The organism is Allobosea sp. BK604, from assembly GCF_004341515.1.
In the GTDB taxonomy this organism is placed as follows: domain Bacteria; phylum Pseudomonadota; class Alphaproteobacteria; order Rhizobiales; family Beijerinckiaceae; genus Allobosea.
In genome coordinates, this window is the sequence record NZ_SLZF01000009.1 from 12203 (window position 1) to 24713 (window position 12511).

Consider the following 12511-nt stretch of genomic DNA (forward strand, 5'->3'; position numbering starts at 1 on the left):
GCCTTCCAGGTACGCGAGCCAATGAAGCTTCGACGGCATCCGGTCATCATCGGAGTCCTCTCGGCCTGCCTGGGCGTGCTGGGCTGCCTGCTGGTCGGCAGCCTGCTGCCCGAGCCCCAGGAGCTGAAGGCGCCGCTGCCGCATAACCTGGCGTCATCGGACCAGCAGCTCAGGACCTCCATGGGCGCGCTCTTCGGGTCGAACTATGTCCCGGGGAACCGGGTCGAGACGCTCGTCAACGGCGTCCAGATCTTTCCGTCGATGCTGCGCGCCATCCGCGAGGCCAGGAAAACCATCAGCTTCGAGACCTATATCTACTGGCGCGGCGCCATTGCGGAGGAATTCGCCGATGCGCTCGCAGCCAAGGCGCGCGAGGGGCTGAGCGTCAAAGTGCTGCTCGACTGGGTCGGCAGCCTGCCGATGGACGAGCGGCTGATCCAGCGGATGCAGGATGCGGGGGCCGAGGTCGTCCGCTTCCGGCCGGTCAGCTGGTACACGATCGACCGGGTCAACAACCGGACCCATCGCAAGCTGCTGATCGCCGACGGGCGCGTCGCCTTCACCGGCGGTGTCGGCATTGCCGACGAGTGGAACGGCGATGCGCGCGCGCCGAACGAATGGCGCGACAATCACTACCGCCTGGAAGGCCCGGCCGCAGCGGAACTCCAGGCGGCTTTCGCCGAGCACTGGATCGAGGCGACCGGGGAGCTGCTGCTCGGCGATCGCTTCTTCCCGGAGATCGCGCCGGCAGGCGACCAGGCCGCGCAGGTCGTGATCAGCTCGACCCACCAGCGCAATGTCATGCATCTCATGCTGATGACCGCCCTCGCCTCGGCGCAGAAGACCATCCGGATCGCGACGCCCTATTTCGTTCCCGACGAGCTGATGCGCCAGCAGATGCTCGAGGCGCGCAAGCGCGGCGTCGATATCCAGATCATCGTTCCCGGTCCCCGGACCGATGCGCGCATCGTCAGGAAAGCGTCGCGGCACCTGTGGGGCGACCTGCTCCAGGCGGGCGTCAGGATCAGCGAGTACCAGCCCACCTTCTTCCACTGCAAGCTGGTGATCGTGGACGAGGCCTGGACCTCGGTCGGCTCGACGAATATCGACGACCGCGCCTTGCGGCTCAACGACGAAGCCAACATCAATTTGTTCGATCAGCAATTCGCGCGCTCGCAGGCCCTCCTCTTCGACAAGGACGCCGCAGCCTCCAGGCCCTATAGCGTCGCGGACTGGCAGCAGCGCTCGGCGCATGAGCGGTTTTCGGACTGGCTCGCGAGCCTGGCCCGATCGCAAATCTGAGCGCCCGCGCGGAACTGGGCGCCCGGCGCAGCAAGAAGGCTGCGTTCGTGCGCAGGACCGATGCGTGCTGTAGCATTCGGCCGATGTGGTCAGCGCAATGGCAGGAGCCTCGCTTGCCCAGAGATCAGCGGCTTGCCGAAGACGCTCTCTTTCCAGCCACGTCCATGCCCGATCGTGACTGGTGGTCGGTGCTTTGGCCCGATCCCGCCCTCGTCATGCGGCAGATCGGCGTCGAGCCCGGGATGATCGTCCTCGATCTGTGCTGCGGCGATGGGTATTTCACGGCAGCGCTGGCGAAACGCGTTGCCGGCCGGGTTTTCGCGCTCGACCTCGATGCCGGGCTGATCGAGCAGGCCAAGGCAGAGGTTGCAGGTGTCGGCGCGACGGTGCGGCAATGGATTTGCGCCGATGCTCGCGACATGGGCGCGGTTCTGCCGGAGCCGGTCGACTATGTGCTGCTCGCCAACACGTTTCACGGCGTGCCGGACCAGGCCTCGCTCGCCCGCGCCGTCCGCAGCGTCACGAAGCCGGGCGGGAGCTTCGGCCTGCTGAACTGGCACAGGCAGCCGCGGGAGCAGACCGTCGTGCTCGGCCAGCCGCGCGGGCCGAAGACGGAGATGAGGATGGCGCCGGACCAGGTCAGCACCGTCGTCGAGCCGGCCGGCTTCAGGACCAGCAAGATCGTCGAGCTGCCACCGTTTCACTATGGCATCGTGCTGGAGGCGATCGACTAGAGTATTTCCGCGTGTCCACAAAACGCGGAAATACTCTATCTATTTGTTTTGACACACCTTCTTCTCACGAACCGGTGCCCATTTCGCTCGACTATGCTCTGGGCTCGCAGGGTCCTTGGACATATCGGCGCCCGGTCGAGCAGCGGAAACCTGCGATATCGGCCGGTCGTGCAGAGGGGAGCGATCATCAAGACGCTGCTGTTGCGTCGCCGGGCCGCTCCGAACCGGCAAAGCGCGATATGGAAACTTTAGCCAGCCTCTGCGTTACTGCGTAGCCGCCCTTGCCTGGTCGGCGGGCCGGGGAAAATCCAAACGTGCAGATCGAAGCAGGGAGCATCGCTCCCATCCTGACGCAGATGTTCGAGCAGGCGCCGACCTTCATGGCGCTGTTGCGGGGTCCGGACCACCGCTACGAGCTGGCCAATCCAAGCTATCTCAAGCTGATCGGCGGCCGCGACGTGCTCGGGCGTACCGTGGCCGAAGCCCTGCCGGATGCAGCCGCCCAGGGCTTCGTCACGATCCTCGACAGCGTCTATCGTTCGGGCACGCCCTACACCGCGACCGGCGCGCTCTTCTCGATGCAGGTCGAGCCGGACGGGCCTGTGACGGAGCGCTATCTCGACTTCGTCTACCAGCCGCTGCGCGGCGCGGATGGCAGCGTCAGCGGCATCTTCGTCGAAGGCGCCGACGTGACCGAAAGGGCATTGGCCGAGCGCTCCCGGCGCGAGAGCGAGGCACTCTACAAAGGCCTGTTCGACGCGATCGACGAAGGCTTCTGCATCATCGAGTTCTTCGACGGGCCGCATGGTCCCGATAGCGACTATATCCATGTCCAGGCCAATGCCGCCTATGCCCGGCACGCCGGCATCCCCGATGTCGTCGGTCAGAAGCTGCGCGAGATGGTTCCCGACGAGGCCGATTCCTGGGTCGCGCGCTACGGGGCCGTGCTGCACTCCGGCGAACCGATCCGGTTCCAGCAGGAGCTGGTGAAGACCGGCCGCTTCCTGGAGCTCGCCGCCGTCAGGATCGAGCCCGCGAGCCGGCGCCAGGTCGCCGTGCTGTTCCAGGACATCACCGGACGCCGGCGGGCGGAGCTGGCGCTGGCCGAGCTCAATGCCACATTGGAGCAACAGGTTGCGGAACGCACCGCCGAGCTGATGACCGCCGAAGAGGCCCTGCGTCACAGCCAGAAGATGGAGGCGGTGGGTCAGCTGACGGGCGGGCTGGCGCATGATTTCAACAACATCCTCGCCGGCATCGGCGGAAGCCTGGAGATGATCTCGACGCGGCTCGCGCAGGGCCGGGTCGGCGAGCTGGACCGGTTCCTGAACGGCGCCATGAGCGCGACCAAGCGGGCGGCGAGCCTGACCCAGCGGCTCCTCGCCTTCTCGCGCAGGCAGACGCTCGATCCCAAGCCGATCGTCGTCAACACGCTGATCAACGGCATGCTGGACCTGATCGCGCGCAGCGTCGGGCCGGGGATAGAGGTCGAAACCGCGGGCGCGACAGGCCTGTGGACAGCCAATGTCGACGCCGGCCAGCTCGAGAACGCATTGCTGAACCTGTGCATCAACGCCCGGGACGCCATGCCCGAAGGCGGCAAGCTGACGATCGAGACGTCCAACCGCTGGATGGATGAACGCGCGGCGCGCCTGCGGGGCCTCGATCCCGGGCAATATGTTTCGCTGTGCGTGTCCGACACCGGCACGGGCATGACGCCGGACGTGGCGGCGCGGGCCTTCGACCCCTTCTTCACGACGAAGCCGATCGGCCAGGGCACGGGCCTCGGGCTGTCGATGGTCTATGGCTTTGCCGGCCAGTCGGGCGGCGCGGCCCGGATCTATTCCGAACCCGGCAAGGGGACGATGATCTGCATCTATCTCCCGCGCTATGCCGGCGATGCGAAGGCGGAAGAGGAGCCGCTCGCGGGAGGCGGGGACGCGCCGCGCTCGGGCGGAGGCGAGACGGTCCTGGTGGTCGATGACGAGCCGCTCGTCAGGATGCTCGCCGTCGATCAGCTCGAGGAGCTCGGCTACAGCGTCATCGAAGCGGGGGACGCAGCGTCGGCCTTGCGCATTCTCAACTCCACCACGCCGATCAGCCTGCTCATCACCGATGTCGGCTTGCCCGGCGGCATGAACGGCCGGCAGCTCGCCGATGCCGCGCGCGTCGGACGTCCGGACCTGGAGGTTCTGTTCATCACCGGCTACGCCGAAAATGCGGTGCTGAACCACGGGCACCTCGCCCATGGCATGCACGTGATGACCAAGCCGTTCCAGCTCGATGCCTTCGCGCGCCGGGTCAAGAGTCTCATCAGGCCGGAATGACGCGATTACTCGTCTTGACCAGCGGTCAATCCGGGCTTCGGTTGAAAAGCAGCAGACAAGGGATGGAATGACACCGTTACGAAGCTTCCTGCGGGCGGAGACGAACGAACTTCATCGAGACCTGGACGACCTCATCGGCCCTCTTGCCAGCCCGTCCGATTACGGGCGGTTCCTGGCGGGAACCTACCGGCATCGCGCCGCGGTCGAGGCCGCCCTGCGCGAAACCTGCGTCAGCTTGCCCTTGGGATGGCGGCCCCGGGAGCTGGCTTCGGTTCTGGAGCTGGATCTCGCCGAGCTTGGTGTGCACAGGCCCCGAGCGATGCCGTTCTCCCTGTCAAATGACATCGCCTCGGTGCTGGGGGCATCCTATGTTCTCGAAGGCTCCGCCTTGGGAGCGCGCGTGCTGGTCAGGGATGCCTTGCGATTGGGATTCGAAGCGGATCGTGGCGCCCGATATCTTTCGGCCCAGTCGGCCTCCCCCGAGACCTGGCGCGATTTCCTCGCCTGCCTGGAGAGCCTCGGCCGCGCTGACTGGAACAGGGCAGCGGATTCGGCCAGACAGGTTTTCTCCCACGCGATCCAGGCCTTCTCCTCGGAAAAGCTTCCTGCCGCATGACGACCGTTGACCTCACGAATTGCGATCGCGAGCCGATCCATGTGCCTGGCAGCATTCAGCCGCATGGCTGCCTGATCGTCTGCGATGCCGAGGCGGTGACCATTCGACGGCACTCCGCCAATGCGAGCGACTTCCTCGGGCTCAAGGAATTCGAGCTGATCGGACGCAAGCTGGAAGAGGTGCTTGGCGGCCCTGTCGTTCACGACATGCGCAACGCGCTGGCGCGTTCGGGCGCGCCCTCCCGGGCCGGGCTGCTGCCGCGCTATCACATCGCCGGACTGGACCGCGAATTCGATATCTCGATTCATTCCCACAAGGGCAATGCGATCATCGAGTTCGAGCAGGCCCGCCCGGAAGGGCCGAGCTCGCCCCTCGAATTCGCACGCACGCTCGTCGGCCGGCTGGCCAGCGTCACGAGCCCGACGCAGTTGATCAAGAACGCCGCACGGCTGCTGCGGGCGGTCCTGCAATATGATCGGGTGATGATCTACCAGTTCGCCGCCGACGGTTCGGGCAAGGTGGTCAGCGAGGCCAAGCGGCCCGATCTCGAGAGCTTTCTCGGCCAGCATTTTCCGGCGAGCGACATCCCGCAGCAGGCGCGGCAGCTCTATCTGCTCAATCCCATTCGCGTGGTCTCGGATTCGAGCGGCGAGCGTTTCCCGATCATGCCCGTGCTCGACAGTGCCGGCGAGCCGCTCGATCTGTCCTATGCGCATTTGCGCAGCGTTTCGCCGATCCATTGCGAGTACCTGCGCAATATGGGCGTGTCCGCCTCGATGTCGGTGTCGATCATCGTCGAGGGCGAGCTTTGGGGGCTGATCGCCTGCCATCACTACAGCCCGCGGTCGCTGTCGATGAACCGCCGCATCGCCGCGGAAATCTTCGGCGAGTTCTTCGCGCTGCAACTTGGGGCGCTGACGCAGAAGCAGCTGCTCGTCGCCGCCGAGCGGGCGCGCAGCTTTCTCAACGGCATGCTGACCTCGGCATCCTATGTGACCGATGCCTCGGACTTCCTCGGACATCACCTCGCCGAGTTCCGCGATCTCGTGGAAAGCGACGGCGTCGGGGTCTGGGTCCGCGGGCAATGGCGCGCGGAAGGCCATGCGCCACCGGCCGCTTTCGCCGAGGAACTGGCCGCATTCGCCACGCAAGTCTGCGAGGGGCGGATCTGGGCCACGACATCGCTCAGCGAGGTGCTGCCCTCGGCCGGGGCCTATGCCCGGCAATTCGCCGGCCTGCTCATCATTCCGCTCTCGCAGATACCGCGGGACTATCTCTTCTTCTTCCGCCAGGAGCTGGTGCACACGATCGAGTGGGGCGGTGATCCCAACAAGACCTATTCGACCGGCCCGCACGGGGACCGGCTGACACCGCGGCAGAGCTTCGCGGTCTGGAAGGAGACCGTCGCAGGGCACTCGAAGCCGTGGAGCGCCGTCGAACGCGAATTGGCCGAATCGGCACGGCGGACGCTGATCGAGGTGGTGCTGCGGCAGAGCGAGCTCTTGGCGGACGAGCGGCACAGGGCGGATGTCCGCCAGAAAATGCTCAATCAGGAGCTCAATCACCGCGTCAAGAACATCCTCTCCCTGATCAAGTCGATCGTCGCGCATCCGCTTGCGGGTGGCGAGACGATCACGGCCTATGTCGCCTCGCTGAAGGGGCGCATCGAAGCTCTCGCCGTGGCCCATGACCAGGCGATGCTCGCCAGCGGCGGCGGCCTGCTGCTCGATCTGATCCTGGCGGAATCCTCGCCCTATCGGACGAGCGAAGGGTCCGTCACGATCGAAGGCGCCCCGGTCGCCCTCGACGCGCGCGCCTTCTCGGTCGTTGCACTCGTCATTCACGAACTCATGACCAATGCCGCGAAATACGGCGCCCTGGCGGTCAAGACGGGGAAGCTGACCATCCGCTGGGCAGCGAAAGACAACGGGGATTGCGAGATCGCGTGGCGGGAGAGCGGAGGTCCTTCCGTCGCACCGCCGTCGCGCCAGGGTTTCGGCAGCATTCTGATCGACCGCAGCATCCCGTTCGATCTTGGAGGAAGCAGCGAGCTCGCGTTCGATCCGGATGGCGTCACGGCTCTCCTGCGCATCCCCGCGAAATTCGTGCGTTGGGAGAGCCCGGTGGCCGAGCAGCGCAGCGCCCCGCCCCTGCCCGCCTCCGGTGGCAGCCGGCCGCTCGCAGGCAAGCGCGTGCTGCTGGTGGAGGACCAGTTCGTCATCGCCCTGGATTGCGAGGACATGCTGTTCCAGCTCGGGGCCGAACAGGTCGATATCTGTTCTTCCGTGCCGGAAGCGATGACGCGACTTGATCAGGTCATGCCCGATCTGGCGGTTCTCGACGTCAATCTCGGTTCCAAGACATCGGAGCCGATCAGCGATCGCCTGCGCGAGTCCGCGGTTCCGTTCATCTTCGCCACGGGCTACGACGATCTCGCGGTCCTGAACCTGCAGGACGCCGTGACATTGCGCAAACCCTATAACCTGGCCTCGCTCGATGCCGCTATCGGCAGGGCGCTGCGGGAGTAGTGCTCCGGAGCATTTTCGAGCGAAGTTGGTACCGGTTCGCGTGAAGAAAATGCGTCAGAACAAATAGATAGAGCATTTTCGCGCTTCGGAGAAACGCGGAAATGCTTTAGGCCGGGGACCGCTTCGGCTGTTCGTCCCTGAAAAGGGAAATAGCCGCGCTGGCGAGCTCCGCGGTCGAAGCGTTACGTCCGAGCATGAGCTGCACCACGATCCGGCCGAGCCGATCCCTGGCTTCGGCCGTGTTCTCGAGATCGATATCAACCCCGCTTTGCAGCGCATGCCAGGCCCTGGCATGGACCGCCTCGGCGACGAGCAGCTCCTGAGAGTTGAGGACGCCCGGAAACCGGGACGGCGGATCGATATTGTCGGTTTGGGTAGCCATCGCCTCGCCTGGACAGGAATAGCAGAGCAATTCCGCGTTTCCTCGAATCGCGAAAATTCCCTATCTCTTTGTAGTAACGCGCTTTTTCATGCGAACCGCTGTCCACTTCGCTCGAAAATGCTCCAGGTGGCAAGAGCCCTTGTTGTCGCTCCTGTCAGCGCGTCGCGTCCGGCCCACTTACCGGATTTTACAAGGCTTAACGAGCAATCTGAGCCTGAACGATTAGACAAGACCCCGCTACCACTCAACGCAAAGCGTCCGAGAAAACCACGAGCAGGGAACACTCGCGCTGCTGGCTCTGACGCGACCGGCGCCGTGCACGGCCCCTGCTTTGACCCCACCGTGTCGTCGGGCGGCGACGCGCGACAGCCACAGCGCTGGAGAGACGATGATGAAGACCACGATCATAGGAGTGCTCATCGCAATGGCCATCGCCTCCCCTGCGCCGGCTCAGACTTCAGGCGCTAAGCCGGTTTCCATCGTCCTGGTCCACGGTGCCTTCGTGGACGCCTCGGGCTGGCAGGCGGTCTATGACATCCTGACGGCCGACGGGTACGAGGTGCTTGCCGTGCAGAACCCGACCGTCACTCTCAAAGGTGACGTGGAATCGACCCGGCAGGTCATCGCCCGCACCGCTAAGCCAGTGGTGCTGGTCGGCCATTCCTATGGTGGCGCGGTCATCACCGAGGCGGGCGACATGCCGAAGGTGAAAAGCCTCGTCTATATCGCGGCCTTCGCCCCGGAGGCCGGGGAATCGGTATTCGAGCTCGCCACCAAGCCTACGCCCGGCGAGGACCAGGCACCGCTGTTGCCCCCGGCCGACGGCTTCCTACTGGTCGATCAGGCCAAGTTTCCCGCCGCGTTCGCGGCTGATGTCGATGAAAAGAAAACCCGGTTCATGGCGGCCTCGCAGGTGCCGTGGGGGCTGGGCGCGGTCGAGACCAAGATCACCGTCCCGGCATGGAAGCAAAAGCCGACCTACTTCATGGTCACGACGAATGACCACATGGTTCCTCCTAGCCAACAGCGCTCGATGGCGGCGCGTGCCGGCGCCAAGGTCGTCGAGATCGGCAGCAGCCATGCGGTGATGCTGTCGCATCCGCAGGATGTGGCCAAGTTCATCGCGAGCGCCGCCGGCGCAACGAACTGACCGGGCGCGGCGCCCTCCATCGCGCCGCCCTGCCATCCGGCCGGCGCTCCGGGGTGGAAGAGGCCACGGCCGCGCCCGCAGGGTTCATTGGGCGTTCCCATGAGGCCCTCCTGACAAGCTCAATCAATTGGGGGTCGGTATGAGGAGACTGCTCGTTGCCGTGATGCTCACACTCAGCCTGGCGTCTGTTCAGCCGAAGCCCGCCTCCGCGGATGTGGTCACGGCGAGGTTACCGCAGGCGCCCGTCACGGTGCACTACCGGTTCGAGACGATCGACGGTGTGAAGCTCTTCTATCGCGAGGCGGGCCCTGCCGAGGGTCCTGTCGTATTGCTTCTGCACGGTTTTCCGACCTCGTCGCACATGTTCCGTAACCTGATCCCGCTTCTGGCGGACAGATACCGTGTCATCGCGCCCGACTACCCCGGCTTCGGCCAGAGCGACGCACCCGACCACACACAGTTCACCTATTCGTTCGGGCACTTCGCCGACATGGTCGACACGCTCATGCAGCGCCTGGGTGCGAAGCGCTACGCACTGTACCTCATGGATTACGGTGCCCCGGTCGGCTACCGCCTCGCCATCAAGCACCCAGAGCGTGTCAGCGCGCTGATCGTGCAGAACGGCAACGCCTATGAAGAAGGGCTCCGGGAGTTCTGGGATCCGATCAAGGCCTATTGGTCGGAAAACACGCCGGGACGCCGCCAGGCACTGTCGGGGCTGGTCTCGCTCGAGACGACGAAGTTTCAGTACACCGACGGGATGGGCGATCTCTCGCGCATCAGCCCGGACAACTGGGTCCATGACCAGGCGCTGCTCGATCGCCCGGGCAACAAAGAGATCCAGCTCGACCTCTTCTACGACTATCGCACCAACGTACCGCTATACCCGCAATTCCAGCAGTTCTTCAGAGAGCGCAAGCCGCCGACGATCATCGTTTGGGGGAAGAACGACAAGATCTTTCCCGCCGAAGGAGCGCACCCCTATCTGCGCGACCTACCGGACGCGGAATTCCATCTCCTCGACAGCGGCCATTTCGCTCTCGAGGACCGTCTGGCCGAAATGGCGCCGCTGATCCGCGGCTTTCTGGATCGGAAGGTGGCGCCGCGGTGATCGAGGGGGGCGTCAGGCGGTGTCCGCCCCCTCACCTCGCTCGCGCAGCTCGCTCAGATCCCGCTCGAGGAAGATATTGAGGAACGTCCGAATGACTGCGATCGCCGCCAATCGGCCGATATCTTCCCAACTCGGCGTAATCGCTGTTTCGATGATGTCGGCGGCAAGTTGGAAGGTAAGGCCCGCGACCAGCCAGCGCCCAAACCGAAGCCAGACCGGCCTGAAAACCGTGTCGTTCGGATAGAAGAACAATCTGGCCGCGACAGCGAAGGCCTGCACGGCCCCGAAAACGACGACGATCAGGGCAAAGCCCTTGATGAGCAGCACCGCCTGGCGCGTCAGATAGATCAGCCACTCTTCCATCCCGGCATGCCTCCGATGCGAGATCGATCGTCCAACGAGAGCATTTTCGCGCGTCTCCGAAACGCGAAAATTCTCGATCTACTTGCCTCGAGCATTGTCTCCACGCGAACCGGTAGCCACTTCGCTCGAAAATACTCTGACCCTTTGTATTGGCGCATTGTCTTCACGCGAACCGGTGCCCACTTCGCTCGAAAATGCTCGATCTCTTTGTAGTGACGCATTGTCTTCACGCGAACCGGTACCCACTTCGCTCGAAAATGCTTTAGCCGGCCTGCATTCTGCGGCTGCGCCTGACAAGCGCGATGTAGCCGGCCGCGGCGACGATGCTGATGATGAGATGGCAGACGATCACGGCCATGATCTCCGGCTTCTGCTCCGGAAAGTTGAATGTCGCGATTGCCAGCGCCATTCCGGGATGGCGCGCGCTGGCGGCCAAAGCCAGAACCGGCCGGTCCTTCGCATCAGGGCCACCGAGGAGATGCCCCACCGCAAGCCCGAGCAGTGAAAAAGCCAGAAGCACCCTGAGGCCACCTTGGCCGAGGAGGCTCCAGATCGCTCCGGACGTGGTGAACAGGATGGGAAGCACCGCGGAGGCCAGAAGGAGGGTGGCAGCCAACGACAGTGGGCGCGCAATTCTTCCGGCCATGTCCGGAGCGAGACGGCGGACCAGCATGCCGAGAAGAAGCGGCGCCATGACCGAGATCAGGACGATGGTAAGCACCCTGGCAACCGGGGCGTGAGCCTCGACGCGAAAGAGCTTTCCGATCAGTTCGATCGATAGCGGCACCAGTACGATCGCCAGCAAGATCTCCGCCACGAGCAGCCCGATGGCATAGGACCCGTCGCCACCGGCCTTCAGTTGCTTCCGTGGCATGATGGGCGGGACCGGCGAGACCGCGATCGCCAGGATCGCGACCTTGGTCGCAAATGCCAGATCGAGCCACAGACACATCATCGCGGCGAAGGCGACCATCACCACGTTCATCGCCAGGACCGAACGAGCCAAGAGCCCGGGCCGGCGCAAGAGAACGGTGGCGTCCCGCACATTGGCGCTCAGGCCGATCGTCGTGACCATCAGGAAGATGCTGATCGAGATCACGATCGGTATCGCCTGGGCCAGGGTCATGGCTCCCCTCCCGCAATGCGCCCAAGGCGACTGGGCGCATTGTCTTCACGCGAACCGGGAGCCACTTCGCTCGAAAATGCTCCAGAGCGCGCCCGCACCAGGAACCATACTGCAAAGGTCACCCGATCGCTCATGCGAAAGGCCCGATATTCAGCACCATCCCCATGATCGCTAACAGGCCGGCGAGCAGGAGGAGCACGGCGACGATCAATGTCAGCGACGTCGGGAAAACGCTCCGACCATGGATCAGGCCTGCCTGGGTCATCTCGGCGCGCTCGTGCCGGAGGCCCAGCATGAACTGGAGATGGTAGATGATGCCGACGACCAGCATGCCGACCCCCAGGCAGACCAGAGCCAAGCCGAAATTCCGCGGCGAGCCGGTCGTCAACGTCCCGGCCTCGCGGAGCTTCTGGAAGAACTGGAAGATCGTGAAGCCGAAGCCGATCAACGACAGCGATGTGCGGATCACCGACATCAGGGTCCGGTCGGCGCTCATCCGGGTTCGCTGGAACGACATGCCCGTCCGGCGCGCAGCGAGCTCCGTGGAAATCTGCCCATCGCTGGACTGTGCCGTGACGACCGGCCTCATATCATCGGGATGACCACTCATCGGTTCTGCTCCATCGGGCCCGAACGCTGCGAAGGACGCAGGCAAAGCCGGGATGCCCCCGTCGCGATATCGAAAGCTCGGGCATGCCGGGCAGCGCAGTGACAGCGGCCGACATGTCTCACGTTGGCGGCGCCACCTCCGGGCAACCAGCGCCTGGCCGCCGGAGCAGCCGATTGACGCCGGCCCCCGGCGGTCAGCGATAAGGCATAGAATAGCAGCGCTCTTTCCGCATTGGCTGCAAGGCCCGCCCGGCCTGCTGCCG

The 12511-nt window shown here is 64.6% G+C and carries 11 protein-coding genes; 7 read left to right on the plus strand and 4 right to left on the minus strand.

What is annotated here, in order from left to right:
- Positions 1-21: 21 nt before the first annotated feature.
- The 5 genes from EV560_RS25260 (at position 22) to EV560_RS25280 (ending at position 7507) form a co-directional block, all read left to right on the plus strand.
- Entirely contained in the window at positions 22-1302 is a 1281-nt protein-coding gene (locus tag EV560_RS25260) for a phospholipase D-like domain-containing protein (RefSeq protein WP_131858612.1), read from the plus strand.
- A gap of 113 nt (positions 1303-1415) precedes the next feature.
- A complete protein-coding gene (locus EV560_RS25265; RefSeq protein ID WP_348982261.1) occupies positions 1416-2036 on the plus strand; it encodes a class I SAM-dependent methyltransferase in 621 nt (206 codons plus the stop codon).
- A 314-nt stretch (positions 2037-2350) separates the two neighbouring features.
- Positions 2351-4363: a PAS domain-containing protein gene (locus EV560_RS25270; protein WP_248312197.1), complete on the plus strand. Its 2013-nt coding sequence runs from the start codon at positions 2351-2353 to the stop codon at positions 4361-4363.
- A gap of 67 nt (positions 4364-4430) precedes the next feature.
- Complete coding sequence (locus EV560_RS36120) at positions 4431-4979, plus strand: biliverdin-producing heme oxygenase (protein ID WP_207908112.1); 549 nt, start codon at positions 4431-4433, stop codon at positions 4977-4979.
- Entirely contained in the window at positions 4976-7507 is a 2532-nt protein-coding gene (locus EV560_RS25280) for a GAF domain-containing protein (RefSeq protein WP_131858613.1), read from the plus strand. The genes EV560_RS36120 and EV560_RS25280 overlap by 4 nt, the downstream gene beginning before the upstream one ends.
- 106 nt (positions 7508-7613) lie before the next feature.
- On the opposite strand, the gene EV560_RS25285 is transcribed toward EV560_RS25280, so the two are convergent.
- Positions 7614-7919, minus strand: a complete 306-nt coding sequence (locus EV560_RS25285) for a hypothetical protein (RefSeq protein WP_131858614.1) — start codon at positions 7917-7919, stop codon at positions 7614-7616.
- Between the two features lie 361 nt (positions 7920-8280).
- Between EV560_RS25285 and EV560_RS25290 the strand changes: the two genes are divergently transcribed.
- Positions 8281-9039 carry an alpha/beta hydrolase gene (locus EV560_RS25290; protein ID WP_131858615.1) on the plus strand — a complete coding sequence of 253 codons (759 nt, stop codon included), beginning with the start codon at positions 8281-8283 and terminating at the stop codon, positions 9037-9039.
- A 139-nt stretch (positions 9040-9178) separates the two neighbouring features.
- Positions 9179-10150, plus strand: a complete 972-nt coding sequence (locus EV560_RS25295) for an alpha/beta fold hydrolase (RefSeq protein WP_131858616.1) — start codon at positions 9179-9181, stop codon at positions 10148-10150.
- Positions 10151-10162: 12 nt separating this feature from the next.
- On the opposite strand, the gene EV560_RS25300 is transcribed toward EV560_RS25295, so the two are convergent.
- From EV560_RS25300 to EV560_RS25310, 3 genes are all read right to left on the minus strand, one after another.
- Positions 10163-10513, minus strand: a complete 351-nt coding sequence (locus tag EV560_RS25300; protein WP_131858617.1) for a DUF1622 domain-containing protein — start codon at positions 10511-10513, stop codon at positions 10163-10165.
- A gap of 262 nt (positions 10514-10775) precedes the next feature.
- On the minus strand, positions 10776-11639 hold the full coding sequence (locus tag EV560_RS25305) for a bile acid:sodium symporter family protein (RefSeq protein WP_282568876.1): 864 nt from the start codon (positions 11637-11639) through the stop codon (positions 10776-10778).
- A 130-nt stretch (positions 11640-11769) separates the two neighbouring features.
- On the minus strand, positions 11770-12249 hold the full coding sequence (locus EV560_RS25310; RefSeq protein ID WP_248312198.1) for a YidH family protein: 480 nt from the start codon (positions 12247-12249) through the stop codon (positions 11770-11772).
- Positions 12250-12511 lie beyond the last annotated feature (262 nt).

Coding starts and splice junctions, on each gene's coding strand:
- EV560_RS25260 (WP_131858612.1), top strand. CDS start 22: ATGAAGCTTCGACGGCATCCGGTCATCATCGGAGTCCTCTCGGCCTGC.
- EV560_RS25290 (WP_131858615.1), top strand. CDS start 8,281: ATGAAGACCACGATCATAGGAGTGCTCATCGCAATGGCCATCGCCTCC.
- EV560_RS25310 (WP_248312198.1), bottom strand. CDS start 12,249: ATGAGTGGTCATCCCGATGATATGAGGCCGGTCGTCACGGCACAGTCC.
- EV560_RS36120 (WP_207908112.1), top strand. CDS start 4,431: ATGACACCGTTACGAAGCTTCCTGCGGGCGGAGACGAACGAACTTCAT.
- EV560_RS25280 (WP_131858613.1), top strand. CDS start 4,976: ATGACGACCGTTGACCTCACGAATTGCGATCGCGAGCCGATCCATGTG.
- EV560_RS25295 (WP_131858616.1), top strand. CDS start 9,179: ATGAGGAGACTGCTCGTTGCCGTGATGCTCACACTCAGCCTGGCGTCT.
- EV560_RS25305 (WP_282568876.1), bottom strand. CDS start 11,639: ATGACCCTGGCCCAGGCGATACCGATCGTGATCTCGATCAGCATCTTC.
- EV560_RS25300 (WP_131858617.1), bottom strand. CDS start 10,513: ATGGAAGAGTGGCTGATCTATCTGACGCGCCAGGCGGTGCTGCTCATC.